Raw genomic sequence first — 25,795 nt, 5'->3', positions numbered from 1 at the left:
ACGAATGTCTGTTATAAAGAAAAGTATTGTTATTGATCGCCCTGCTGAAAAAGTTTACAAACTTGGTACAGATCCGACTAAATGGCATGAGTGGTATGTCGGACTTTCGAAACCGGAGGAAATGCTGGGAAATGGTGAAACAGGGACTAAAATGACTCTAAAATACAAAATTCTTGGCGTTGATCTTCCCATATCTTGCGAAATAGTTGAAAATACTGAAAAAGGTGATTGTTATGTGTGGAAGGGAATAATTAAGGGCGCAATTAATTCCACACAGATTTGGACATATGTTCCTGAAGAAGAAAGCACTGAGGTAATGATAGATATTGAATATGAAGTTCCTGGTAATATACTGGGGAAATTAGCAGATATTCTTGTTGTAGAAAAAATTCAGGACAGCGCAATGGAAGAAACATTGAAACAACTTAAGGCAATTTGCGAAGCTTAATTACCAATTGTATGATAAAATAATAAACCAGTACGTCATTTTTTATAAACTTTTATAGAAGATGACGTTTTTTTGTCAATAAAAGTAACCAAGCTGCCTGAAGTGAATATTATGTTATCAGAAACCGTATAGGGTTTACTATTAGAGGAGTATGATTAATATGGCAATTATTTTGCAACAGCAACAATGTGAAAATACAGCGGATTATTCCGGAACCAATATACCTGTGACAGTTGAACTTTCTGATAATTCAGTACTGGAACCTGAAGAGGGCCAACTTCAGAGATTTTGTTATATAGTGACACAAGTAGATGAACCAATCGGTTTAAGCCACTGGGTTCTTGGTATATGTCCGACAATCACTGAAGAAGAAATTGTTGATGTAACGGTTACTATTAATGGAGAAGATCAAGATATTGATGATAATGTAGAAATTACCGATAATGATCCAACAACCGGCTGTGCAGGTCTTAAATTTGATTTTGGACTGGAAGAAGCCGGAGATGTAATGGAAGTTTGTTTTTCACTGACAACACCATATCCTGTTGGGCCAAATGTTGTATGTATTAAAGGCGGAGCTGATCCGGAAGATTTTGAAAATTCACTTACTATTTGCGGTCCTGTATGCCAGGAAGCTGAAGTATGCGACACCACAGTATTTCAGACCATAGAAGTATGCGTTCCTGTTACTGTTACACCGGACGCAAACGTTGGACCAATTAATGTGACATGCTGCGGACCGGCAACTGTGTCTGATGAAGAATGCCCTGCCGGCGAACCATCATGTACTTTCTATGTAACTCAAAACTTATGTGTTGAAGTTCCTGTTATATTCAGTGCTACCGGAGATCCGGGAACATCGACTGTTCTGGCATGCGGCGAACCTAACCAGGATGGCTGCGACTGCGGTACCGTAGGTGCTGCCGAGAAGGCTAAGGTATCTGCACAAAATGTATCCAAAAAATTATGTATTAGAAAAAAGAACAAAAAATAGTTTGTTAAATAGCTAATATTCAAATTATTAATACGTCATTGGCAAAAATGGAGTATGTGAGGCATACTCATAAAACTGATGACAACTAACATAAATGGACTGCCAGAAAAGACAGCCATTTATGTTTTTTATTTACACATGTAACCAAGCCTGTTAAATGGCCATATTATAATGTAAAATAAATTTTAAGGAGCATTTATATGTTTGAAAAAAATATTCCAAAGTGCGCAAACAACTTGAATCCTCAATGCGGTGATAATGGCTGTGATGTAACTGCATTTCAGGAAATGGACGTTTGCGTGCCTGTTACTATTGAACCATACGTTAACATAGGTGAAACTACAGTTGAATGCATTGATGACCCTTACCTGACTCCTGTTCCGTGCGGTACATGGAATAAAAACGGCACATGCAAATTTACACTGGTACAAAAACTTTGTGTAATGGTTCCTGTGGAGTTCAGAGCAGCTGCAAGAAGCGGTCCTACATCTGTAATATGCGGAAATGCTTCAGATGAAGACTGTCCGACTTATGTCTGTGATGAGGAAGGAGAAACAGAAGAAAATCAAAAATACAATTTTTACATCAAGGGTAAAGGAGTATAAAAATTTGGACTATGAACAAGCAACCCGTTATGTTCTGTAAAAGATAACGGGTTGTTTTCTTTGTATAGTTTGCCAAAATTGAAAAACTTATTAAAAAAGTAAAAGTTTTTAGTATATTGAATTTTCCGTTGAATATTTATGATAAATAAGTTATAATGGACAAGATTTATGTTAATTAAATAACAAACTAACATATGTCGGAAACACAACTTATATTGAGGGGAGCGATATCTTTGTCTAATAATGAAAAAAAGGGTTTCCTTGACAAAGAAACCACACGACGCGAGTTTTTAAAATTATCCGGTAAAGGAATAGGCGGAACATTTATTTCTTTATCATTGTTAAATCTTCTTGGATGTACAAACACCAATGTTGAAGAAGTTGCAGCATTTCCGCTGGCTCAGGGAGTACTGATTGCTGACAGAGCAAGATGTACAGGCTGTCTCAGATGTGAAACAAACTGTTCATTGGTAAATGACGGAAAAGCTATGCCTTACATATCAAGAATTAAGGTAAGCAGAAACTACAACTTCGGTACTGACGGACCAAAGCTTGCATATGCGTATGAAGACGGAGCTTTTGGAAATAAACTCATGTCACCAGAAACATGCAGACAGTGTGCTGAGCCATATTGCGGAAAAGCATGTCCTGTTGGAGCAATAACTACCAACGAAATAGGAGCAAGAGTTGTTGATGAAGCAAAGTGTGTTGGATGCGGAACTTGTACAAAAGCATGTCCTTGGACTATGCCTACTGTAGATCCGGAAACAAACAAGTCTACAAAATGTGTTAACTGCGGAACATGCGCTGCAAATTGTCCTACAGGAGCATTAAGAATAGTTCCTTGGGAAGAAGTAAAATATGCAATGCGCAAACTTGGTTACAGAGCTTAATCAGTATTAAAATAACATTAGGATGGAGGAATTTATATGTCTACAGGCGGTTGGGCAGGTAAAATAATAAGAGTAAATTTAACAAACGGAAAAATAAGTTCAGAAGATACTAGCAAGTATCAGGATTTTATAGGCGGAATGGGAATTGGATACAAAGTGTTGTTCGATGAAGTTCCTGCAGGTACAAAACCATATGATGAAGCAAATAAAATTGTTGTCGGAACAGGTCCATTATGCGGAAGCGGCGTTCCAATGAGCTCTAGAACAAACATTACATCATTGTATCCTGGAACTGACATGAACCTTGTAACAGACAGCCACATGGGCGGAAACTTTGCAGCGTTCTTGAAATATGCAGGATGGGATGCAATAATAATAGAAGGTGCTTCAAGCAAACCGGTTTGGCTGAAAATAGAAGATGACAAAGTGAGCCTTGAAGATGCTTCCTCATTATGGGGAACAGGTATTTACAATACAACTGCAGTAATAGGCTCAAAAATGGGCAAGGAATCTTGTGTTGCTGCAATCGGACAGGCAGGAGAAAATCTGGTTAACCTTGCAGTTGTAATGAACGGTTCATCTCACTCTGCTGGTGGTCACGGAGCAGTATTCGGATCGAAGAAACTTAAAGCAATCGGTGTTAAGGGAACAGGTTCAGTAAAAATAGGCAAAGACAAAAAAGAATTAATGGATTTGGATGCCTATGTTATGAAAGAAATTGTAGGTGCAAACAACCAGCACGTTGTTCCAAGCACTCCACAGCCTTGGTCAGAATTTGTATATGAAAACAGCCGTTGGACTGCAAGAGAAGGACTTACATGGGGAGCTTCTGAAGGCAATATAGATACAGGAATTGCCGCACCTGGCGATGTAAACAAAGTTGGATACAGAACAATGAAAGCAATAAAGGATTTAGGTCCTGTTGCAGCAAAATATACAGTAAGAATGGGCGGCTGCCAGTCATGCCCAATCAGATGCCATGCTCAAATGAACATACCTCAGCTTGAACAATACGGCGTATCTCCTTATGCAGCAAATACATGCATGGGATGGTTCTCACCTGCCGGTGTAATGTTTAAGGGTACTAAGGACCAGAAAGAAGAAGGCGATGGCAACATGATCACCAGAGCACTTGGCTCACAATTGGCTGATGACTATGGTGTATGGTGCAACTACGGTAGTATAGGAAGAGACTTCCAATATGCATATGAATCAGGAATACTGAAAAATGTGCTGCCTGAAGATGAATACAACAGCATTCCTTGGAATTTATTAGAAGCAGGAGACCCTGCATTCCTGAAAGAATTCTATAGAAGAATTACATTTAAGGAAGGCGAGTTCAGTCATTTAGGTGATGGAACATATCATATAGCAAAGAGATGGAACTTTGGAGCTGATTACTGGGATACTAAGAAGTACAGCATGTGGTCACCTTTAGGATTTCCTAAACACCATGCAAGTGATGAATCTTACCAGGTAGGAGCTATAATAAACTGTATGTTCAACAGAGATGCTCAGAGCCATTCACACCAAAACTTTATAAGTTCAGGACTTCCTGTTGATGTATTAAAGAAAATTGCAGAAAAATTATGGGGTTCAGGCGATGCAATTGATCCACCTGCAAATTATACTCCAATGAACCAATATAAAGCTAAATTTGCAAAATATGGTGTTATCAGAAACTGCCTCCATGACTCATTGACATTGTGCAACTGGATGTGGCCATTGACAGCTTCTCCGCTAAAAGAAAGAGATTACATGGGAGACACATCATTGGAATCTAAATATTTCTCAGTTGTAACAGGAATAGACACAACAGAGGAAGAATTGGATTTAATGGGAGAAAGAGTATTTACACTGCATAGAGCATTGACTGTAAAAGAAATGGGCACAACTGACATGAGAGGAAAACACGATTTAATGGTTAACTGGATATTTGACATTGATCCAGACAAGAAACCATTTACTGAAGGAACTGTAAAAATGGATCGTGATGACATGCAGTTAGCATTAACAATGTTCTATAAAGAAATGGGCTGGGATGAAAAAACAGGTGCTCCAACAAGAGCAACTTTGGAAAGATTAAACATGAAAGATGTTGCAGACGAACTTGCTAAATTAGGTTTGTTGCCGGCTTAATTTTTAAAAAGGAGGAATTAAATTGTCAAAGGAAAAAGTTAATGACGAAATTCTTCAAGAAAATTTAGAATTTACGGCAAAGTATATCAGAGAAAATTCATATAATGGAAAATTCATAAAATATGATGATTTTTTTACAGAGCCTATTAGTTTAAAAGAAGAAGAGAAAGAGATTTTCTTTGAAAAATTATTCAGCAATGAAGAATACAGCGATATATCAGAACTTAAGGGCAAAGAAAACAGATATTTCTATTCAAAAAAGGAAATGACTGAAAATTATGCCAAATTGCTGTACCGAATTGAAGAAAAAGATATACTGAATATGGTTGCCGACCGAATTAGAACTGATTCAAAAAGATATCCGAAAACAACAAATTCAAATGTTTTTCTCAATGAACCATATAATTTGAAGAAAGATGAATTAGCTGAGCTGTACAAGCAGCTCAGCAATTTGGATGATTATAAGGATATAAAACAATCTGTAGCTTCAAACGGCGTAGTATGCGTATATTCAGACAAATTTTTATCACAGGGCTATGCAGATGCTTTAACAGAATTACAAGAGGTTACTAGAGTAGAAAGTCAGTAAGGGAGTCAGTAATGAAAGAAACTATGGTTTTACAAAAAGTTAATATATGTGAGGAAGAACCTGTTGAATTTTTGCTAAACGGAAAAAATTTAGTAACTTTCATGTGCACTCTTGAAGAACTTAAGGAATTGGCAATAGGACATTTGTACAGCCGCGGTATTATAAAAAGTGCTGACGAAATTTCTTCCCTTGGTGCATGCAAGGATATGAAAATGATTTTCGGTACTACAGACAGGGAGGTTGACTTTGACGGCATAGAACTTAACACGGTTCTTCAAAGCGGTTGCGGAAGCGGAGTTAAATTCAACAATTCCATTGCAAAGTTACCAAGAATTAATTCTGATTTTCACATATCCTTGAATACCATTAAGGAAAGAGCTGTTGAAATGTTCTCCCAGGCGTATATGTACAAACAGTACGGGGGAATGCACTGCGCTGCTGTTTCTGACGGCAACGAAATTATTGCGCTTTGTGAAGATGTAGGAAGACATAATGCTGTTGACAAAGTCATAGGAAAGGCATTATTATCAAATATAGATTTCAGCCAATCAATGATAATTACAACAGGCAGAATTTCCACAGATATGGTTTTAAAGGCAGCAAATATAGCATGCCCGTTAATAGCATCAAGGAGCATACCTACCACATCTGCTCTGGAACTGGCCAATAAATTAGGCATTACAGTCATAGGCAGGGTGGTTTCAAGCAAACCGGTGATTTACATGTATGAGGAAAGAATAGCCATTTAAAAAGGAGGACATTAAAATGTTTGGAAGATTAGGAGCAGGAGAGCTTATTTTAATACTTGCAATTGCGCTTGTTATTTTCGGACCGGCAAAGTTGCCGGAAATAGGCAAATCCTTAGGAGAAGCAATTAACAATTTTAAAGGTTATCAGAACAAAGTAGCTAAAGAATTAGAAGTTGACCTTAAAGACGAAAAAAAGGAAAGCTAATTTAGTACTGATACCCACTGACAAAAAAGCCCCAGGGCTTTTTTGTTTTATATGGAATTAATAAAACAGGCGGACAAAATCCGCCCTGGTTTGTAAAAAAAATAGTCTTTCAATAGTCTGAGTCACATAGAATGTGACTTTTATTATGTATATATGATTCTAAAGCAGTGTATGTTCTAAAAATATTTTTAGACCTATTATTATAAGAATTGCTCCTCCAAGTATTTCTGCTTTTTGTTTGAACATTTCTCCGAATTTTTTTCCAAGATTAGATCCAAGTATTGAGGTTGCAAATGTTATTGTTCCAATGAACAAAGCTGCATATGTAATGTTAACATTCATAACGGCAAATCCAATGCCTACGGCCAGGGCATCTATGCTTGTTGCAATTGCCTGAACAAACAGAATTTTAGATGTAAGGTATTTAGAGCCTGTAAGACATGCTTCCGGAAATTTAAGTTCCTCGATTGCTTCCTTAATCATTTTGCCGCCTATGAAGCCAAGCAAAATGAGAGCAATCCAATGATCCAAAAATGAAATTTGCCTGCTGAATGCGGAACCTACTATGAAACCTATTACAGGCATGAATGCCTGAAACAATCCAAATGCCAAAGCAGTCCATATTATTTGTTTTTTATGTATGTTTCCAAAGCACATTCCATTAGAAATTGAAACTGCGCAGGCATCCATAGACAAGCCTATTGATGTAAAAAGCAAAGTAAAGTAACCCATATTTTCTCCTTCAAAATTAAAGACTCATGCATGCCAAGCGGATGCATGAGTCTCGTTTTTTAATGCAAGCCAGATCTTAGATCATTATGTTGACTTGCAACACTTTAGTGCAAACTACTCCCTCATGAAGTTTAAATAATTATAGCATGTGTATTTTTTGATTTCAAGGTTATTATGTAATTTTTAACAAAATTTATTATAAAATATTGTTGACATAGAAAGAGAAGAGTTATATATTTAAAATTGACATATGTCAAATACATTAACGATTGACATGTGATGTATAATTAATATGAGATTGTTATACAATTATAACCAACACTAAATAATTACTAGGAGTTAAAAATGAGCGAAAATTGTAATTCAAACTGCAGTTCATGCAGCCAGGAATGCGAAAGCAGAAAAGAAGATAAAACAGACTTTATGGAAAAACCTCACAAGATGAGCAACGTTAAAAAAGTAATAGGTGTTGTCAGCGGTAAAGGAGGAGTGGGAAAATCTCTTGTTACTTCAATGCTTGCAGTTACTATGCAAAGGCGTGGGCACAGAGTTGGTATTTTAGATGCGGACATAACAGGTCCTTCAATACCAAAATCTTTTGGCATTACTGAAAAAGCAAAAGGCAATGGATATGGTATTCTGCCATGCAAAAGCAAGACAGGAGTTGAGATTATGTCTATAAATCTGTTGCTTGAAGATGATACTGATCCAGTAGTTTGGAGAGGACCAGTTATTGCAGGCACTGTAAAACAATTCTGGACAGAAGTAATATGGAATGACATTGATTATTTGTTTGTCGATATGCCTCCTGGAACCGGAGATGTTCCTTTGACTGTATTTCAGTCCATACCCATTGATGGTATAGTTATTGTAACTTCACCTCAGGAACTTGTTTCAATGATAGTGGAAAAGGCTGTTAAGATGGCTGAAATGATGAACATACCTATAATAGGCATAGTTGAAAACATGTCTTATTTCAAATGTCCTGACTGCAATAAGGAATATAAAATTTTTGGAGACAGCAATATTGATAATGTTGCAAAAAGCCACAACTTAAAAATTATTGCAAAACTTCCTATTGATCCAAAGATAGCAGCATCCTGTGACAGAGGAATGGTAGAACTGTTAGATGACAGTTTATTTGGAAATATAGCTGAAATTTTATAATGTTAAATAATTAATTAATTGAATATAATTTCATAATGGTTTAGTATATAATAGACATAAAATTTATTATATAAAGAGGTGTAAATATGCCGAGACCCAGAAAATGGAGAAAAGTTTGCTGCCTTCCTGACAGCAACCGGTTTGGGCCTTTAGATGTACCCATAGAGGGTGACTTTTTCGTAACAATGACAGTTGATGAATATGAAACAATACGGTTAATCGATATGGAAGGCTTATCTCAGGAGGAGTGTGCCGGACAAATGAAAGTTGCCCGTACAACTGTTCAGGGGATCTACAGCGAAGCAAGAAAGAAGCTTGCGGAATCTCTTGTAAATGGAAAAGTATTGAGAATTGAAGGCGGAGATTACAAACTGTGCGACGGAGATGGAGAAATATGTGTTGATTGTCGCTGTCCAAGAAGAAGTTACAACGGTTTATTATAAAACTATCTTTAAATACTTAGAAGTCAGACAAGCTGTGTTAAACTGCTATCTGGCTTTTTTTTTTACAAAACCCGCAATTTATTATTGCATTCAAAAAGCCGTTCTGATATAATACAAAGATAAATGAATATATTACTGTGATTGGAAGCAGTAGGTTTGTACATATTTTCAGAGAACTGCCGTTTGGTGCAAGGCAGAAATATGAAGACTGAACTCGTCCATGAGTTTTTGAAGCGAATCAAGTAGTTTCAAACGGTTATTGCCGTTAATATAAGAGTGAGGCATTTTGCCTAATTTGGGTGGTACCGCGGAGAGTCTTCGTCCCAGCAAGGGAGAGGCTTTTTTTTATGCCCTAACCCTGATTTTTCGACCGTAGGGAGAAAAAATCAGCGGTAGGTCAAACGCAATGAGTTCCCGATTTATGCGAACGATAGTGAGCTGATAAATTGGTGAACGAAACTGTGATATGCCCTAACCCTGATTTTTCGACCGTAGGGAGAAAAAATCAGCGGTAGGGCAAACGTAAATAATATCAAAATTATTAATGGAGGAATAAAATGAAATCATACAATCCACAAGCCGTAGAGAAAAAATGGCAGGAAATATGGGAAAAGAATGAGACGTTCAAAGCACATGACAATTCTGATAAGAAGAAATTTTATGGTCTGGTAGAATTTCCGTATCCGTCAGGGGTAGGTCTGCATGTAGGCCATATTCGTGCATACACTTCTCTTGAAGTTATTTCAAGAAAAAGGAGACTGGAAGGTTACAACGTATTGTTTCCCATAGGCTGGGATGCATTCGGCCTTCCAACAGAAAATTATGCTATGCAGACAGGCAAGCATCCTAGAAAAGTAACAGATGACAACATAAAGGTTTTTACATCTCAATTAAAGGCAGCGGGATATTCTTTTGACTGGTCAAGAACTGTTGATACAACAGATCCTGAATATTACAAATGGACTCAGTGGATTTTTGTTCAGCTGTTCAAACACAATCTTGCATTCAAGGACAAAACATATGTAAACTTCTGTAACAAATGTAAAGTTGTTCTTGCAAATGAAGAATCACAAAATGGTGTATGCGACAGATGCGGAAGCGAAGTTGTACAGATGGAAAAAGATGTATGGTTCCTGAAAATCAGGGAATATGCCGATAAACTGCTTGAAGGACTCAATGAAGTTGATTTTCTCCCAAGAATAAGACTTGAGCAGGAAAACTGGATTGGTCGTTCTTATGGTGCTGAAGTAGACTTCAAATTAAAAGATACAGATGACAATTTAAGAGTGTTCACCACAAGACCGGATACATTGTACGGAGTTACATTCATGGTTATTGCTCCGGAGCATCCTTTCCTTGAAAAATATGAATCCAGAATATCAAATATAGATGAAATACACGATTATCAGGATCAGTCAAGAAAGAAGACTGAATTTGAAAGAGTGCAGCTTGCCAAAGACAAGACTGGTGTTGAAATAAAAGGACTTAAAGCAATAAATCCTGTTTCCGGTGAAGAAGTTCCGGTATGGGTTGCAGATTATGTAATGATGGGCTACGGAACAGGAGCAATAATGGCAGTTCCTGCTCACGACTCAAGAGACTGGGAATTTGCAAAGAAGTTCAATATTCCTATAATTGAGGTCATTGCAGGCGGAAATGTTCAGGAAGAAGCCTTTACAGATGTTGAAGAAGGAACTATGGTTAATTCTGGCATTTTGAACGGCCTTCAGGTGAAAGATGCTATTGCTAAAATGATAGATTATCTCCAGGATAACAAGCTTGGAGAAAGAAAAACAAACTATAAGATGAAAGACTGGGCATTTAACAGGCAAAGATACTGGGGAGAGCCTATTCCAATAATACACTGCCCTCACTGCGGAATGGTTCCTGTTCCTGAAGATGAGCTTCCTGTTAGACTTCCGGATGTTGAAAATTATCAGCCTACGGACACAGGTGAATCTCCTCTTGCAAATATTGCAGAATGGGTTAATGTGAAATGTCCTGTATGCGGCGGCGATGCTAAGAGAGAAACAGACACTATGCCTCAATGGGCAGGTTCATCATGGTATTTCTTGAGATATATGGACCCAAGAAATCATGAAGCAATTGCATCAAAGGAAAATTTTAATTACTGGGGACCTATTGACTGGTACAACGGTGGTATGGAGCATGTTACAAGACACTTGATCTATTCAAGATTCTGGCACAGATTCCTGTACGATATAGGTGCAGTTCCATTCCCTGAACCATATGCTAAACGTACAGCACAGGGTTTGATACTTGGTTCTGACGGAGAAAAAATGTCAAAATCAAGAGGAAATGTTGTTAACCCTAATGACATTATCGATGAATTCGGAGCAGACACTTTAAGAACATACATCATGTTCATTGGTGATTATGAAAAATATGCTATTTGGAATGATTCAAGCGTTAAAGGATGTAAGAGATTCTTAGACCGTACATGGAAACTGCAGGATATGATTGTTGAAGGTGAAGGATACTCAGAAAAGCATATGACTTTAATGCACAAAACAATCAAAAAAGTAAGCGAAGACTATGAAGCAATGAAGTTCAACACTGCAATTGCTGCCATGATGAGTTTTGTAAACGAAGTGTTCAACGACGGTTTCGTTACGAGAGATGAACTTAAATCATTTGTAACATTGTTAAACCCGGTTGCACCTCACGCAACGGAAGAAATATGGCAGGAACAAAACTTCGGAGGAATGCTTAACGAAGCAGAGTGGCCAGTTTGGGATGAAAATAAAACAGTTGATGATGTCATAGAGCTTCCTGTTCAGATAAGCGGTAAGGTTAGAGGAAAAATTACTTTATCTAAAGACGCTGATGTTGAAACAGCAAGAAAGCTTGCAAATGAAGATGAAAATATCAATAAGTATATGGAAGGAAAATCCATTGTTAAAGAAATTTATGTTGCAGGAAAAATCTACAACATAGTTGTAAAATAATTTAAATGCGGCGTTAATATAAGTAACGCCGCATTAATTTTTATTTTATAAAATTGTTGTATTGTTATAAGGAGTGTTTTAATATATAATATTTAAAAAAATGCATCGGGGGTAAAAATTGAACAACATTGAAGAAATCAAATTCGAATCAAAAGAAGAATTATATGAGTACATGAATATGTCATTGGAAGGACTTATTTCTGAAGAACCTGACTGGCTTGCAAATCTGTCTAATGCTGCAGCTTTATTGTGGATGCTCATGGATGATATAAACTGGGCGGGATTTTATGTTTATAAAAATGGAGAACTTGTTCTTGGACCATTCCAAGGAAAGCCTGCGTGCACGCACATTCAGATTGGAAAGGGAGTGTGCGGAACAGCAGCTGAACAAAGAAAAACTCAGCTAGTGAAAAATGTTCATGAATTTCCTGGACACATTGCATGCGATTCTCAGTCAAATTCGGAAATAGTAATACCACTTTTAATAGAAAATAAGATTGTTGGAGTTCTTGACATCGACAGCCCGAAACTTGGCAGATTTGACCAGACAGATAAAGAGTATCTTGAACAGTTTGCTGAGATAGTAGAAAGATATGTGAAGTTACCGGAAGTCTTTATTTAAGCATTAGAACATTTAACACCCCTTTTCATATAATAAAATGAAAAGGGGTGAATTTATGAGTTCTATTAATGAAAACAATAGAATGGATTACAGCAAATATCCTTACTTCAACGGATATTTAGATTATTACAATAATGTTGCAATGCAGGGAGGATGCCGCTGCAAAAAATCATATTTCAGGATACTTAACGCCTATGCTGATAAACCCATTGACATACAGGTCAATGAAATACTTATGGCTGAAGATTTGAAAATCGGCGGACTCACAAAATACGTTAAGTTTGAACCGGGAACATACCATGTGAAAATTTACGATGCTCTTGATTCTAAAAACTTAATTTTTGAAACAAATCTGAAAATGGGCAGGAATTTGGCATATACAGGGGTAGTAACAAGGGATGATGATGATCCTGAGGATATAAGCATATTGATGGTTCCTGAGGAAAAGGAAAATTCAATAAAGGGAAAAATGTCATCGGTGAGACTCACAAACATAGCTTTAAACGCACCGGAAATGGAACTTGTTGCCCAGGACGGTACAGTTCTTTTCTCTCATGTTGCTTATGGAGATGCTTCTGGCAATATAGCAATTCCTTCAGGAATCTATACGTTGTACTTAAGAAACATAAATACTAAAAACAATGTACTTAAATTACCTTATGTGGATTTCGCCCCAAGGATGCATTACAATTTATTTATTGCTGAAAAAGAAGAGAGTAAAGATATTCAGCTTATAATACCTGAAGACGGAGTCAATTATCTTGAACTTTGTTAAAAAAACAAGCGCATGCTTGTTTTTTTAGCTTAGGTACCATATCAAAAATAGTTGTTGCTAATATTTGAATGTGATATAATGTAATAATGCATGATATTACAATTGAGGTGGAAAATGAAAACAATAGGAATCATAGGAGGAATGGGTCCTCTGGCAACTGTGCACTTGTATGAAAGAATAGTTTTAAGAACGAAAGCCTTGAGAGACCAGGATCACATTCGTGTTTTAATTGACAGCAACACAAATATACCGGACAGAACAAAAGCAATCATATCAGACGGAGAGGATCCGACCGTTGAACTTATTAAGTCTGCAAAAATACTTGAAAGCAGCGGAGCAGACTTTTTAATAATGCCCTGCAATACAGCACATTATTTCATCAATACAATACAGGAAGGCGTAAATATTCCTTTTATAAATATGGTTGAAGAAACTGTAAAGTACACTGCTGAAAAATATGGCAGTGATACGGTGGTTGGAATTCTGGCAACTGACGGTACAATAAAATCAAAAATTTATGAAAATTATTATGCAAGACTCGGTATAAAGACAGTTATTCCTGGTAAATCACAGGCTGATGTCATGAAGTTTATTTATGATGTAATTAAAAAAGGAAACTACAATGAAGGAACGGCTCTTATGTTCAATGCAGTTAAAGAGCTGAAGGAAATGGGAGCAACATCATTTTTGCTGGGCTGTACAGAACTTTCATCTGCACAGTACCTGTACAAGTTTGAAGGAAACTTTATAAATCCTATAGAAGTACTGACAGAAAAATCAATTGAGTTTGCCGGAGGGCAGCTTAACTAACACCGGAGGAATATATGAAACACTTAACATCGAGACAAGCAGATTTAATGCTGTTTTTTGTGGCGTTTTTTTGGGGGACAGGCTTTACAGTAACAAAGATTGCTCTGGACTTTTTCACAACATCACAGCTTCTTTTCATAAGATTTGCAATTGCATCGGCAGCTTCTCTGGTAATATTCAATAAAAACCTGAGAAAAACAACTGCATCAGATTTAAAGGCCGGAATAGTCATGGGACTTTTTCTTGCCTTGGGATACATTCTTCAGACATTCGGTCTTGAAGGAACAACAGCAGGTAATTCAGCTTTTCTGACAGGAACCGGTGTAGTGATGATTCCGTTTTTCTTTTGGATGGTGACAAAAAAGAAACCTGGAAAAAACAATGTTATTGCAGCTGTCTTGATGTTTGTTGGAATAATATTTTTGACTGTGGATTTTGACAATTTCGGTAAATTCAACAAGTGGGACTTCCTTACATTTTTATGTGCCATATCATTTGCATGGCAGGTGGTTGCAACAGGCATAGCATCTCAGGACAAGGATCCGGTCATTTTGTCAACTTTGCAGCTTTTAACAAGTACAGTAATATTTTTCATAATGATGATTTTTGAAAACAAAACAATAACATTGAACTTAAGCGGATCATTAAGCATGCTTTATCTTGGACTGGTATCTACAATGCTTTGCTTCCTCATGCAGACAGTAGGACAAAAATATACATCAACAACACATGCTGCAATTATTCTCAGTCTGGAATCTGTAATTGGAAGTGTTTTTGGAGTGATTTTTCTAGGAGAAAAATATTCCATAATGACAATTATAGCATTCATGTTTATATTTGTGGCAATAATAACTGCTGAAACAGGATTTGCATGGCTGTTTAAGAGTCCTCCAAAGGCTGAATAAAATTTAAGTTAAAAAATAATATCTCTTGAACAATACGAACATTTATTGTATAATCATATAAAACATTCGTACGGAGTTGACATGAAAAAATATAAAAGAAATCAAAGAATCGGCGCATTAATGAAAATTTTCGCCGAAAAACCAAACTACATATTTTCGTACAATTACTTTTCTGAAGTTTTTAATGCTGCAAAGTCCACAATCAGCGAAGATGTGGCTATTGTAAAAGAACTGGTAAATGAACTGGATTACGGAAGAATTGAAACAATTTCAGGAGCATCCGGAGGGGCTGTCTTCATACCTGTAATGGGAATTGAGGAAAAGACAGATATATTGTCGGAATTGTGCATGCTTTTTTCGCAAAAAAACAGAATTCTTCCAGGCGGATTTATTTACATGACTGATTTGTTCAACAATCCAAACATTGTTACAAATATAGCAAAGATCATTGCTTCAGAATTTTCAAACATAAAAATTGATTATATAATTACCGTAGAAACAAAAGGAATACCTGTTGCTGTTATGTCAGGCCAAAAGCTTAATGTTCCGGTTGCAGTTATAAGAAGGAACAACAAAGTTACGGAAGGAGCAACAGTAAGCATAAATTATGTGTCCGGCTCATCAAACAATATTCAGACAATGTCATTGTCCAGAAGGTCTCTTAAGGAAAATTCCAGAGTGCTTATTGTGGATGATTTCATGAAGGGCGGAGGAACATGCAAGGGCATGGCAGACATGATGAGGGAGTTTAATGCTGAGGTTGTGGGAACTGCAGTTGTAATAGAAACTAAGGAACCTGAAAAAAAACTTGTCGATAATTATTTGTCACTTTTGGTGTTAAATAAGATTAATGAGAAGGAAGGTTTAATAGAAATAGTACCTAATTATAAATTGTTAAAATAATTTCATAATTTTTTATACAAAAATGAAAATGTTTTTTTGCATTTCTCAAATAAGTATAGTATAATGAATATGAAATTATACAGACATAAACTTTTGGGGGAAGGTGGTGACGACATGAAAATATCAGACGTCAGAGTAAGAAAAATTAACTCAGAGGGCAAGATGAAGGCAATCGTTTCCGTAACTTTTGATGATTGCTTCGTGGTACATGACATCAAAATTATTGAAGGGCAGGAAGGATTGTTCATAGCAATGCCGAGCAGGAAAATGCCCGATGGAGAGTTTAAAGATATAGCTCATCCAATTAATTCAGAAACCAGGAATCTTGTGGCAGAGGCAGTATTTAAAGCGTATGAAGAAAAACGTTTGGAAGAAGGAGACAATGCTGAAGAAGCAGCTCTTCTGTAACGTAAAACTGATGATTTCATCAACAGTTTTGGGTCTTGTTGAAGGCCCTTTTTTATTGGTTGTAATATAACGATTTTGTTCGATTTATTCAACATTTATTTGTGCTTCCATATTATAAAGCTGAAAAACTTTTTTTGACTTAATTAATTATATGATATATAATATCTCAGTATTACAAATAAGGAGAAATAATATGAATATGTCTATTATTTTAGCAGCCGGTGAAGGTACCAGAATGAAATCAGACATTCCTAAAACACTGCATAAGGTTTGCGGGAAAGAAATGATAAGGTACATAATAGAAGCTGCAGAAAATTCACAAATAGAAAAAAACATTGTCGTCTTGGGACATGGAAAAGAAAAAGTTGGAAACAATATAAAAGATATGGATGTAATAACCGTTGAACAGCCCATAGGTGAAGGTTCTCCATATGGAACAGGCTATGCCGTAATGGTTGCAAAAGAGCATATTAACGATGATGACACTGTAGTTATTCTTTGCGCAGACGGTCCTCTCATTAGAAAAGAAACACTGATTTCTTTCATAGGCTATCACAATGAAAGTGATTGTGCTGTGTCTGTAATGACGGCAATCATGGACAATCCGAAAGGACTTGGAAGAATAGTAAGAAATGAAGACTCGTCCATTGACAAAATTGTTGAGGAAAAAGATGCAGCAGAAGACATTAAAAAAATCAAGGAAATCAATACGGGAATATATTGCTTCAAGGGAAATCTTTTAAAGAATGCCCTGGAAAAAATAGATACAAATAATTCTCAGAATGAATACTACCTTACAGATACAATCAAGGTGCTTAACAGCGAAGGATATAAAATAGGCGGCTGGGTGCTTGAGGATTCAACAGACATAAGAGCAGTAAACGACAGAGTGCAGTTATCTGAAGTGACAAAAATAATGCAGGACAGAATAAATAAACGCCACATGCTAAGCGGAGTTACAATAATTGATCCTGAGAATACATATATTGAAGATTCAGTTGAAATAGGAAGAGACACTGTGATTTATCCGGGAACATTCCTTGAAGGCAGCACAAGAGTCGGAACAAACTGTGTCATAGGTCCAAACACAAGAATAATCAGTTCAACCGTAAAAAACAATGTGACAATAGAAAGCTCAAAAGTAATAGAAGCAAGCATTGATGATGGAACTACAGTAGGTCCGTTTGCATATTTAAGACCAGGCACAGAGCTTGGCAAAAATGTAAAAATCGGTGATTTTGTGGAAGTTAAAAAATCTATAATTGGAGACAATTCAAAATCATCTCATTTGTCTTACATAGGAGACGCTGAAGTTGGAAAAGATGTAAACATCGGCTGTGGTGTTGTGTTTGTAAATTATGACGGAAAGAAAAAACACAAGACAACCGTTGGGGACGGAGCATTCATAGGAAGCAATTCGAATCTTGTGGCGCCGGTCAATGTGGAGCAGGGAGGATATGTAGCCTGCGGTTCCACAATAACAGACGACGTACAGGAAGGAGACCTTGCCATTGCCAGAGCAAGGCAGGTCAACAAAAAAGGTTTAGGGAAAAACAGATATTAAGAGGTAAATATGTACATTATAGCAGGACTTGGCAATCCAGGCAAAGAATATGCAGGCACAAGGCATAATGTGGGCTATGATACAATTGATTATTTGGCTGAAAAGCACAATGTAAGCTTAAATAAACTCAAATTCAACTCTGTATATGGTGAAACAAACATAGACGGAGAAAAAGTCATGCTCGTAAAGCCTGTTACTTACATGAACAGAAGCGGAATTGCCATCAAAGAAATATTAAGTTTTTATAAAATACCATCTGAAAATTTAATCGTTATTTACGATGATATAGACATTCCGGCCGGCTCCTTAAGGATCAGGCCAAACGGAAGTCCCGGAACACACAATGGAATGAAGTCAATAATCGAACATGTGGGTAACGGAAATTTCCCGCGTGTCAGAGTTGGCATTGGCAGAAATCCTGACATGGATCTGGCTGACTATGTTCTTCAAAAATTCAGTGCAGCTGACAGGGATAAAATAAATCCCATAATAGAGAAGGCGGCTGAAGCAGTTGTTGAAATAATCACTGGCGGCACAGACAGCGCCATGCAGAAATACAATATAAACAATCGATAGACAATCGATTTGCAATTGATTAGTAGGCTCAGCACTATTTTTCAACTTGCTCAATCTATTGTAGAGGTAAGTATGAACAAGGTTTTATTTGAACAATTCCAAAAAACAGAAAAGTATAATAAAGTTATACAAAATTATCAAAGAGGCAGGAGTCAGCTCGTTCAAAGCATCAACGAAGATGGAACTGCCTACTTGGCATGCAATCTTCTGGATACAACAGCAAGCAAAATTCTTATAATTACAAGCAGCGAGACTAAATCCAGAAAATATGAAGAAGCAGTAAAATCATATATTGCAGATGGTGAAAGACTTCAGCCGAAAGAATTTCTGCTATACAATGTTGATGCTCTAAGTAAAGATGCGGAATACAAAAGAGCTGAAGTTCTCGACAAAATTCTAAGTTCGAAAAAGGCAATAATAACTGCATCCGTCAATTCTGTCTTAACAAGGGTTATGCCTAAAGATAGGTTTAAGGAAAGTATTATAGAATTAAAATACGGCAAATCTTATGACTTAAACGAGCTTCGCAGCAGCTTAATAAAGCTTAAATATGAAAGAGTTGATGCAGTTGAAGGCGTAGGTCAGTTTTCTGTAAGAGGAGGCATAATTGATGTCTTTTCTCCTTCTGAAACAAATCCGTGCAGAATTGAATTTTTTGATGATGAAGTTGATTCCATAAGATTGGTTGATTTAAAAACTCAGCGCTCTATCAAAAATTTAAAATCTGTGAGAATAATTCCATGCGGAGATTTGATTTTTCAGAAAGAAGAAATAAAAAAGATTTTGTCCGAAATTGATTTGGATTATCAAAACAGGCTGAGTAAGGTTCACAGCCTTCCCAATTCAAAGGATGTTGAAAAAAAGCTAAAAAGCCTTTACAACATTTACCAGGATAAACTCATGGGAGGAATAGGCATAGAAAATTCTGATTTGCTTGTTCCATTCATAAAAGACAGCTTTGTAAGTGTCCTGGATTACTTCGACGATGATTTTATTCTCATTGTAGATGAGCCTGAAAGAGTTTTCGAGGAAGAAAAAGCGTTAAATGAAAGTTTTCAGCTTAAGTACAGCGAACTTTTTGAAAAGGGGGAAATATTCTCCAAGCAAAGCAATGTTTATTTAAGCGACAGGGAATTGATATCAAAAATAACCAGCAGACCTTTTATTTCAATAAATGGCAAAAACAAAACATTTGAAGCAGATGAAACGCTTCAGTTCATGTTCAAGGAACCGTCATCATATTACGGAAAGCTTGAAGACTTGTCAAAAGATTTGAACCGATTGAAGTACAAGGGCTATAAAATTGCAATAATCTTAAGCAGCACTGAAAGCTGCTTGAAACTTCACAACTTATTAAACGACTATGAATGCAGCACAGTTCTTTCCAAAGACACAAATATTGCAGCCGAAAGCGGACAAGTGGTGATTGTGCCAGGAGAACTAAAAAAGGGTTTTGAATATTACGACAACAAAATACTTGTGCTTACAGAAAATGAAATATTTGGTTCGTTCAGAAAAAAGACACACAAGACAAAGAAACAAAAAGGATCAAAACTAGACGTCTTCACAGATTTAAAGGTTGGAGACTATGTAGTACACGAGCACCACGGTATCGGTCAGTATGTGGGCATAGAAAAAATTGAAGTTCAAAACATCAAGAAAGACTATCTTTGCATAAAATACAAAGGTGAAGATAAGCTTTTTGTGCCTGTTGACCAGATGTCCCTCATTCAAAAATACATCGGTTCAGATTCAGAAAAACCGAAATTGAACAAGATGGGAAGTGCTGACTGGGGTAAGACCAAGGAGCGTTCAAAAGCTGCCATTGAAAACATGGCAGGAGAACTGGTCAAACTATATGCCCAGAGAAAAGTTGTAAAGGGATTTGCATTTTCACCGGACACTGAATGGCAGAAAGAATTTGAATACAAATTTCCTTTTGAAGAAACTGATGATCAGTTAAGATGCATTAAGGAAATAAAAAAGGATATGGAACGCCCTATTTCCATGGACAGACTTCTTTGCGGAGACGTTGGATTCGGCAAGACAGAGGTAGCCATGAGGGCTGCATTTAAGGCTGTTATGGAATCAAAACAGGTTGCAATACTTGTTCCTACAACCATACTTGCACAGCAGCACTACACAAACATAGTGGAGCGCTTCAGAGGATATCCTGTTAAGATTGAAATGCTAAGCCGTTTCAGAACACCATACCAGCAGGCGAAAATAGTAAGTGATTTAAACAAGGGTCTTGTGGATGTGGTGGTTGGAACTCACAAACTTCTTTCAAAGGACCTTAAATTTAAGGACTTGGGGCTATTAATAATAGATGAGGAACAAAGGTTTGGTGTTAAGCACAAAGAACAGATAAAACAGCTAAAAACCAACATAGATGTTTTAACCCTATCAGCAACTCCAATACCGAGAACCCTGCACATGTCCATGATAGGCGTAAGGGATATGAGCATTATATCAGAACCTCCAGGAGACAGGCTCCCTATACAGACATATGTAATTGAACACAACGACGGCATAATAAAAGATGCCATTGAAAAAGAACTTTCAAGAGGCGGTCAGGTATATTATGTTCACAACAAGGTAATAGACATTGAATCTACAGCCTCAAGACTGCAAAGGCTGATTCCGGAGGCACGTATAGCAGTTGCCCACGGTCAAATGAACGAAAGGCATCTTGAAAACATAATGCTTGGTTTCGTTCAAAAGGAATATGACATACTTGTATGCACCACAATCATAGAAACAGGCATGGACATTCCAAATGTAAACACACTTATAATTGACAATGCAGATCACCTGGGATTGTCCCAGCTTTACCAGCTAAGAGGCAGAATAGGTAGATCAAATAAGATATCCTTTGCGTACTTAACTTACGAAAAGGACAAAATGCTTTCTGAGGTTGCAGACAAAAGGCTCAAAGCGATCAAGGAGTTCACGGAGTTTGGCTCAGGTTTTAAAATTGCAATGCGAGACCTTGAAATAAGAGGATGCGGAAACATACTTGGTGCAGAACAACACGGACACATGCTTGCCATAGGTTACGACTTGTATGTTAAGTTCCTTGAAAGGGCAGTAAAAGAACTCCAGGGTAAAATGGAACTGGATGAAGATTTTGAAACTTCTGTTGATTTAAGCGTGGATGGCTATATTCCATCAACTTACATTGAAAACGAAGAACAAAAGATTGAAATTTATAAAAAGATTGCAGCAACTTCCGGAAAAGATGACATTTATGACATCACAGAGGAAATTATTGACCGCTTCGGAAATCCTCCAAAGCAGGTTGATAATCTGCTTAAAATATCATATATAAAATCATTGTGCAAGAAGCTTCACGTTAAGGGTATTACACAGTCAGGAAACACTGTTAACATTGAAATGAATTCAGGCAATGATTTAAATCAGGAATTGATAGGCTACTTAATTGAAAATTATAACGCAAAAATAAAATTTGACGTATCAAAGGTGCCTATGATTAAATATAAATTAGATTCCTCAGAACAAATGAAAATACTTGAGGAACTTGAAAGATTTTTTGAAATATTAAATAATTACAAAACAGGTTTAAATGCCTGCCAAGGAGGAAAAAATGAACAAAATTAGAAAGTCACTGGGCCTTGCATTAACATTATGTGTTGCATTAGCTTTAACAGCATGCTCAGATACAAGTGGTGAAACTACTGACACAATCAATCAGGAAGGTGTTGTTGCTACAGTAAATGACAAGACAATAACACAGGAAGAATTTGACGAAACACTGCAGTCATACAAGATGATGGTTGAATCTCAGTACGGCGAAGGCGCATGGGACACTGAAATTTCTGCAGGACAAACAATGGGAAGCTATTATGAAAACTCTCTTTTAGATAATATGATACTGGAAATGCTTATGGTTGAAGCAGCAGGAAAAGAAGGAATCACAATGACAGATGAAGACCTTCAGACACAAATGGATGAATTCAAGGCGTATTTTGATACAGAAGAAGAATACAAGACATTTTTAGAAGAAAAAGCAATGTCTGAAGACTACTTAAAGGAATCACTGAAGAAGGAATTCTTAATTAATCATTTCCTTGCAATTAAAATAGAAAATTTACAGCCAACAGATGATGAACTTAAGACAATTTTCGACGACCTGAAGATGAATCAGCAAGTAAGAGCAAGACACATTTTAGTAAATACTGAAGATGAAGCTAAGGCAGTAATCGACAGACTCAACAAAGGTGAAAAGTTTGAAGACCTTGCTAAGGAACTTTCAGTTGACACTTCAAGCGGAGCTAACGGAGGAGATTTGGATTACTTCTCATACACTGATATGGTACAGCCATTCTCAGATGCTGCATTTTCAATGGAAATCGGCGACATAAGCGAACCTGTTAAATCTGACTTTGGATACCACATCATTGAAGTGACTGACAAGACTGTTGATGACTCAGTGACATTGGAAACAAAGAAAGATGAACTTACAGAATATTACAAATCATACAAATATGAGGACTTGCTTGAAGATTTAAAAAGCAATGCAAACATTGTGAAAAAACAGTAAGAAGTAAATAATAGTAAATAAATGTTGCTATTACTAAAATGTTCTTATATAATATTAAATGATATTTCCAATAATATCCGGAAATAAAAAAGGATAAAATCTATTAAAGTGCAAATAATAGAAAATATTAAAAGAAATGTCATATAAATATAAAATTATGCAATTGGAGGAACATTAGCATGAAAGCAACTGGAATTGTCAGAAGAATTGATGATTTGGGCAGAGTAGTAATCCCAAAGGAAATAAGAAGAACGTTAAGAATAAGAGAAGGGGATCCTTTAGAAATATTTACTGATAGAGAAGGTGAAATTATTTTAAAAAAATATTCACCAATTGGAGAGTTAACGGAATTTGCCGGAGAATACGTGGAGTCTTTGTTTGAAACCACAAGACACATTGCTGTAATAACCGACCGAGACGGAGTGATAGCTGTATCAGGAAGCTCAAAAAAAGATTATACTGAAAAAAGATTAAGTCCAGAGCTTGAAAAAATTATTGAAAGCAGAGAAACTTATATAACAAATGGCAATTCTAAGCCTATAAGAATAACTGCAAATGAATTTAACCCTGACAACTACACTAGTCAGATTATATCTCCAATTCTTGTTCATGGTGACCCTATAGGAGCTGTAATGCTTCTTTCAAAAGAAAAAGCAGCAAAGATGACTGAAATAGAAGAAAAATTGATTAAGACTGCATGCATCTTCTTATCGAGACAAATGGAAAGTTAAAATATTATTATATGGAAGTTTTCGCTTAGAAAACTTCTTTTTTTATTTTTCATACACATAATTATGGTTAAATTTATCCCGAGATGGTATAAATAAAATATAACTGTTAAGTGAGGTGCAATATGAAAATAAGATTTTTAGGAGCAGTGCGGGGGGTAACGGGTTCATCCCATTTGATTCAGGCCAATGACAAGAAAATTCTTTTGGATTGCGGGATGTACCAGGGAAAAGATGAAGACTTGAATTATGAAGAATTTGAATTCAATCCATCTGAAATAGATTATCTTCTTTTAAGCCACAGCCACATTGATCACAGCGGAAGAATACCTCTTTTGGTCAAGAAAGGATTCAGAGGTAAAATTTATTGTTCTAAGCCTGCTTATGACCTTTGTGGTATAATGCTAATGGATTCAGCCCATATTCAGGAAAGTGAAGCTGAATGGAAAAATGTAAAGGCAAGGCGTTCAGGCAGGGCGCTTGTAGAGCCAATGTATACCCAGGAAGACGCGGAATTAAGTTTAAAATATTTCTATCCGGTTCTTTACGACCAGATAATAAACATAGATGAAAACATTACAGTAAGATTCAAGGACGCAGGCCATATACTTGGATCAGCTATTACAGAAGTTTGGATAAATGAAGAAGGAACTACAACAAAGCTTGTTTATTCAGGTGACCTGGGAATGAAGGATAAAGCTCTTTTAAGAGATCCTTCAATTATAGAAAGTGCAGACTACCTGATTATTGAATCCACATATGGAAACAGACTGCACGAAAACCTTGAAACAAGGACAGAAGGTCTTGTTAATATCATACTTGATACTGTTGAAAGAGGAGGGTCTGTAATAATTCCTTCATTTGCAGTGGGGAGAACTCAGGAAATAATTTATGAGCTCAATAAATTTCTTGAATGCCATGCTGATGAAAAATCAAACAACAGAAAAAAATTCATGGATATTCCTGTATATATAGACAGTCCCCTGGCAACAAAAGCAACAGAAATATTCAAACAAAATGCCAATGTATTTGATGATGAAGCAAGACGGTGTATTCTTGAAGGAGATAATCCTCTTGAATTTGAAAATCTGCATTTCACGCAAAGTGTGGAAGAGTCAAAGATTCTCAATGCATCAAAAGAACCTAAAATAATAATTTCAGCCAGTGGCATGTGCGAAGCAGGAAGAATAAAACATCACCTTAAGCATCACCTTTGGAAAAAAGAGTCAAGCATTGTGTTTGTGGGATACCAGGCTGAAGGTACATTGGGAAGAAAATTAATCGACGGTGAAAAGTATGTTAAGGTACTCGGAGAAGAAATAAGAGTAAATGCACAAATTCATAATGTGCAGGGATTTTCCGGACACGCTGATAAAAATGCATTATTGGAGTGGCTCAGAGGTTTTAGTGATAAACCAAAGAAAGTATTTCTTGTACACGGTGAAGCTGAATCAAAATTATCATTTGCGGAAGAAATTGAAAAAACATTGAAATTAAGCTGTATAATTCCGGAATATAACAAGGTGTATGAAACCAAGAAGCAACAAGTTATAAAAGAAATAGCTGTTGAGGAAGTAGAAGAAACAAGACCAAGGTCAATAGATGTAAGTCAAATAGAAGACTTGAAGAAAGAAATTGAAAAAATTAAAGAAATTTTTGAAAAGACTATGGCAAATACAAAAGATTATATTGAAGATGATAATTTAAATGCCAAAAAGTACAAAGATATCAGCAACAACATACTTGCTCTTGAAAATGAAATATTGAATTTATCAATGGCGAGCACAAAGTAAATCGTTTCGATAAAAGGGGTGAATGGGTACAAACGCACAACCATTTATCCCTTTAAAATGCAGTACCAGAAAACGTTTATAATTATTTTTTAAATAAATGTTGGAAATTAGTTGTTCTTAAAAATATAGCTGATCTTGTGTTTATGGCACAAAAAATGCATATATTCATATGGAGTATAATTATTTGATGCATTGTTCTTATGCATCCTTTTGT

General features: G+C 36.4%; 24 protein-coding genes and 1 other annotated feature. Of the genes, 23 read left to right on the top strand and 1 reads right to left on the bottom strand.

Annotation, left to right across the window (positions count from 1 at the left end; all coding sequences use genetic code 11):
• Nucleotides 1-4 precede the first annotated feature (4 nt).
• The 8 genes from LY60_RS05025 (at nucleotide 5) to tatA (ending at nucleotide 6,622) form a co-directional block, all read left to right on the top strand.
• Nucleotides 5-448 (top strand): SRPBCC family protein, encoded by a 444-nt coding sequence (locus LY60_RS05025; protein WP_145080836.1) that lies wholly within the window; start codon nucleotides 5-7, stop codon nucleotides 446-448.
• Nucleotides 449-608: 160 nt separating this feature from the next.
• Nucleotides 609-1,442 (top strand): hypothetical protein, encoded by an 834-nt coding sequence (locus LY60_RS05020; RefSeq protein WP_145080833.1) that lies wholly within the window; start codon nucleotides 609-611, stop codon nucleotides 1,440-1,442.
• A gap of 200 nt (nucleotides 1,443-1,642) precedes the next feature.
• A complete protein-coding gene (locus LY60_RS05015) occupies nucleotides 1,643-2,047 on the top strand; it encodes a hypothetical protein (protein WP_145080830.1) in 405 nt (134 codons plus the stop codon).
• Nucleotides 2,048-2,280: 233 nt separating this feature from the next.
• The gene (locus tag LY60_RS05010; protein WP_246145369.1) at nucleotides 2,281-2,940 is read left to right on the top strand and encodes a ferredoxin-like protein; all 660 of its coding nucleotides are present in this window, start codon (nucleotides 2,281-2,283) and stop codon (nucleotides 2,938-2,940) included.
• Nucleotides 2,941-2,976: 36 nt separating this feature from the next.
• Complete coding sequence (locus LY60_RS05005) at nucleotides 2,977-5,079, top strand: aldehyde ferredoxin oxidoreductase (RefSeq protein ID WP_145080825.1); 2,103 nt, start codon at nucleotides 2,977-2,979, stop codon at nucleotides 5,077-5,079.
• A gap of 22 nt (nucleotides 5,080-5,101) precedes the next feature.
• Nucleotides 5,102-5,668, top strand: a complete 567-nt coding sequence (locus LY60_RS05000) for a hypothetical protein (protein WP_145080822.1) — start codon at nucleotides 5,102-5,104, stop codon at nucleotides 5,666-5,668.
• A gap of 11 nt (nucleotides 5,669-5,679) precedes the next feature.
• Nucleotides 5,680-6,417, top strand: coding sequence for a formate dehydrogenase accessory sulfurtransferase FdhD (fdhD, locus tag LY60_RS04995; protein WP_145080819.1), 738 nt, complete (start codon nucleotides 5,680-5,682; stop codon nucleotides 6,415-6,417).
• Between the two features lie 16 nt (nucleotides 6,418-6,433).
• Nucleotides 6,434-6,622, top strand: coding sequence for a twin-arginine translocase TatA/TatE family subunit (tatA, locus tag LY60_RS04990; RefSeq protein WP_145080815.1), 189 nt, complete (start codon nucleotides 6,434-6,436; stop codon nucleotides 6,620-6,622).
• A gap of 159 nt (nucleotides 6,623-6,781) precedes the next feature.
• Here tatA and LY60_RS04985 read toward each other — a convergent pair whose 3' ends face one another.
• Entirely contained in the window at nucleotides 6,782-7,354 is a 573-nt protein-coding gene (locus tag LY60_RS04985) for a manganese efflux pump MntP (protein WP_145080812.1), read from the bottom strand.
• 345 nt (nucleotides 7,355-7,699) lie between these two features.
• Between LY60_RS04985 and LY60_RS04980 the strand changes: the two genes are divergently transcribed.
• The 15 genes from LY60_RS04980 (at nucleotide 7,700) to LY60_RS04910 (ending at nucleotide 25,581) form a co-directional block, all read left to right on the top strand.
• Nucleotides 7,700-8,521: an Mrp/NBP35 family ATP-binding protein gene (locus tag LY60_RS04980; RefSeq protein ID WP_145080809.1), complete on the top strand. Its 822-nt coding sequence runs from the start codon at nucleotides 7,700-7,702 to the stop codon at nucleotides 8,519-8,521.
• 86 nt (nucleotides 8,522-8,607) lie between these two features.
• Complete coding sequence (locus LY60_RS04975; RefSeq protein WP_145080806.1) at nucleotides 8,608-8,964, top strand: DUF134 domain-containing protein; 357 nt, start codon at nucleotides 8,608-8,610, stop codon at nucleotides 8,962-8,964.
• Nucleotides 8,965-9,092: 128 nt separating this feature from the next.
• Nucleotides 9,093-9,293 (top strand) — a binding site (T-box leader).
• Nucleotides 9,294-9,521: 228 nt separating this feature from the next.
• Entirely contained in the window at nucleotides 9,522-11,933 is a 2,412-nt protein-coding gene (gene leuS / locus LY60_RS04970; protein ID WP_145080803.1) for a leucine--tRNA ligase, read from the top strand.
• 118 nt (nucleotides 11,934-12,051) lie between these two features.
• Nucleotides 12,052-12,555: a GAF domain-containing protein gene (locus LY60_RS04965; protein WP_145080800.1), complete on the top strand. Its 504-nt coding sequence runs from the start codon at nucleotides 12,052-12,054 to the stop codon at nucleotides 12,553-12,555.
• 55 nt (nucleotides 12,556-12,610) lie between these two features.
• A complete protein-coding gene (locus LY60_RS04960; RefSeq protein WP_170226105.1) occupies nucleotides 12,611-13,330 on the top strand; it encodes a DUF4397 domain-containing protein in 720 nt (239 codons plus the stop codon).
• Between the two features lie 114 nt (nucleotides 13,331-13,444).
• Entirely contained in the window at nucleotides 13,445-14,140 is a 696-nt protein-coding gene (gene cuyB / locus LY60_RS04955; protein ID WP_246145368.1) for a cysteate racemase, read from the top strand.
• Between the two features lie 14 nt (nucleotides 14,141-14,154).
• Nucleotides 14,155-15,045: a DMT family transporter gene (locus LY60_RS04950; RefSeq protein ID WP_145080787.1), complete on the top strand. Its 891-nt coding sequence runs from the start codon at nucleotides 14,155-14,157 to the stop codon at nucleotides 15,043-15,045.
• Between the two features lie 81 nt (nucleotides 15,046-15,126).
• Nucleotides 15,127-15,948: a pur operon repressor gene (gene purR / locus LY60_RS04945; protein WP_019227657.1), complete on the top strand. Its 822-nt coding sequence runs from the start codon at nucleotides 15,127-15,129 to the stop codon at nucleotides 15,946-15,948.
• Between the two features lie 114 nt (nucleotides 15,949-16,062).
• Nucleotides 16,063-16,356, top strand: a complete 294-nt coding sequence (spoVG, locus tag LY60_RS04940; protein ID WP_145080784.1) for a septation regulator SpoVG — start codon at nucleotides 16,063-16,065, stop codon at nucleotides 16,354-16,356.
• A gap of 193 nt (nucleotides 16,357-16,549) precedes the next feature.
• Nucleotides 16,550-17,920, top strand: coding sequence for a bifunctional UDP-N-acetylglucosamine diphosphorylase/glucosamine-1-phosphate N-acetyltransferase GlmU (gene glmU / locus LY60_RS04935; protein WP_145080781.1), 1,371 nt, complete (start codon nucleotides 16,550-16,552; stop codon nucleotides 17,918-17,920).
• Between the two features lie 9 nt (nucleotides 17,921-17,929).
• Nucleotides 17,930-18,496 carry an aminoacyl-tRNA hydrolase gene (pth, locus tag LY60_RS04930; protein ID WP_145080778.1) on the top strand — a complete coding sequence of 189 codons (567 nt, stop codon included), beginning with the start codon at nucleotides 17,930-17,932 and terminating at the stop codon, nucleotides 18,494-18,496.
• 72 nt (nucleotides 18,497-18,568) lie between these two features.
• On the top strand, nucleotides 18,569-22,117 hold the full coding sequence (gene mfd / locus LY60_RS04925; RefSeq protein WP_145080775.1) for a transcription-repair coupling factor: 3,549 nt from the start codon (nucleotides 18,569-18,571) through the stop codon (nucleotides 22,115-22,117).
• Entirely contained in the window at nucleotides 22,104-23,060 is a 957-nt protein-coding gene (locus tag LY60_RS04920; RefSeq protein ID WP_170226104.1) for a peptidylprolyl isomerase, read from the top strand. The genes mfd and LY60_RS04920 overlap by 14 nt, the downstream gene beginning before the upstream one ends.
• Nucleotides 23,061-23,239: 179 nt before the next feature.
• The gene (gene spoVT, locus LY60_RS04915; protein WP_019227651.1) at nucleotides 23,240-23,791 is read left to right on the top strand and encodes a stage V sporulation protein T; all 552 of its coding nucleotides are present in this window, start codon (nucleotides 23,240-23,242) and stop codon (nucleotides 23,789-23,791) included.
• Between the two features lie 122 nt (nucleotides 23,792-23,913).
• The gene (locus LY60_RS04910) at nucleotides 23,914-25,581 is read left to right on the top strand and encodes an MBL fold metallo-hydrolase RNA specificity domain-containing protein (RefSeq protein ID WP_145080769.1); all 1,668 of its coding nucleotides are present in this window, start codon (nucleotides 23,914-23,916) and stop codon (nucleotides 25,579-25,581) included.
• Nucleotides 25,582-25,795: the final 214 nt, after the last annotated feature.

Origin of the sequence: Sedimentibacter saalensis (genome assembly GCF_007830175.1) — a bacterium.
Classification (GTDB): Bacteria; Bacillota; Clostridia; order Tissierellales; family Sedimentibacteraceae; genus Sedimentibacter; species Sedimentibacter saalensis.
This window is presented reverse-complemented; position numbering and strand designations above follow the sequence as displayed.

Excerpts from the sequence above, each read along its gene's own strand:
- LY60_RS05025 (WP_145080836.1), top strand. The coding sequence starts at position 5 with ATGTCTGTTATAAAGAAAAGTATTGTTATTGATCGCCCTGCTGAAAAA.
- LY60_RS05020 (WP_145080833.1), top strand. The coding sequence starts at position 609 with ATGGCAATTATTTTGCAACAGCAACAATGTGAAAATACAGCGGATTAT.
- LY60_RS05015 (WP_145080830.1), top strand. The coding sequence starts at position 1,643 with ATGTTTGAAAAAAATATTCCAAAGTGCGCAAACAACTTGAATCCTCAA.
- LY60_RS05005 (WP_145080825.1), top strand. The coding sequence starts at position 2,977 with ATGTCTACAGGCGGTTGGGCAGGTAAAATAATAAGAGTAAATTTAACA.
- fdhD (WP_145080819.1), top strand. The coding sequence starts at position 5,680 with ATGAAAGAAACTATGGTTTTACAAAAAGTTAATATATGTGAGGAAGAA.
- tatA (WP_145080815.1), top strand. The coding sequence starts at position 6,434 with ATGTTTGGAAGATTAGGAGCAGGAGAGCTTATTTTAATACTTGCAATT.
- LY60_RS04985 (WP_145080812.1), bottom strand. The coding sequence starts at position 7,354 with ATGGGTTACTTTACTTTGCTTTTTACATCAATAGGCTTGTCTATGGAT.
- LY60_RS04980 (WP_145080809.1), top strand. The coding sequence starts at position 7,700 with ATGAGCGAAAATTGTAATTCAAACTGCAGTTCATGCAGCCAGGAATGC.
- LY60_RS04975 (WP_145080806.1), top strand. The coding sequence starts at position 8,608 with ATGCCGAGACCCAGAAAATGGAGAAAAGTTTGCTGCCTTCCTGACAGC.
- leuS (WP_145080803.1), top strand. The coding sequence starts at position 9,522 with ATGAAATCATACAATCCACAAGCCGTAGAGAAAAAATGGCAGGAAATA.
- LY60_RS04960 (WP_170226105.1), top strand. The coding sequence starts at position 12,611 with ATGAGTTCTATTAATGAAAACAATAGAATGGATTACAGCAAATATCCT.
- cuyB (WP_246145368.1), top strand. The coding sequence starts at position 13,445 with ATGAAAACAATAGGAATCATAGGAGGAATGGGTCCTCTGGCAACTGTG.
- LY60_RS04950 (WP_145080787.1), top strand. The coding sequence starts at position 14,155 with ATGAAACACTTAACATCGAGACAAGCAGATTTAATGCTGTTTTTTGTG.
- purR (WP_019227657.1), top strand. The coding sequence starts at position 15,127 with ATGAAAAAATATAAAAGAAATCAAAGAATCGGCGCATTAATGAAAATT.
- spoVG (WP_145080784.1), top strand. The coding sequence starts at position 16,063 with ATGAAAATATCAGACGTCAGAGTAAGAAAAATTAACTCAGAGGGCAAG.
- glmU (WP_145080781.1), top strand. The coding sequence starts at position 16,550 with ATGAATATGTCTATTATTTTAGCAGCCGGTGAAGGTACCAGAATGAAA.
- pth (WP_145080778.1), top strand. The coding sequence starts at position 17,930 with ATGTACATTATAGCAGGACTTGGCAATCCAGGCAAAGAATATGCAGGC.
- mfd (WP_145080775.1), top strand. The coding sequence starts at position 18,569 with ATGAACAAGGTTTTATTTGAACAATTCCAAAAAACAGAAAAGTATAAT.
- LY60_RS04920 (WP_170226104.1), top strand. The coding sequence starts at position 22,104 with ATGAACAAAATTAGAAAGTCACTGGGCCTTGCATTAACATTATGTGTT.
- spoVT (WP_019227651.1), top strand. The coding sequence starts at position 23,240 with ATGAAAGCAACTGGAATTGTCAGAAGAATTGATGATTTGGGCAGAGTA.
- LY60_RS04910 (WP_145080769.1), top strand. The coding sequence starts at position 23,914 with ATGAAAATAAGATTTTTAGGAGCAGTGCGGGGGGTAACGGGTTCATCC.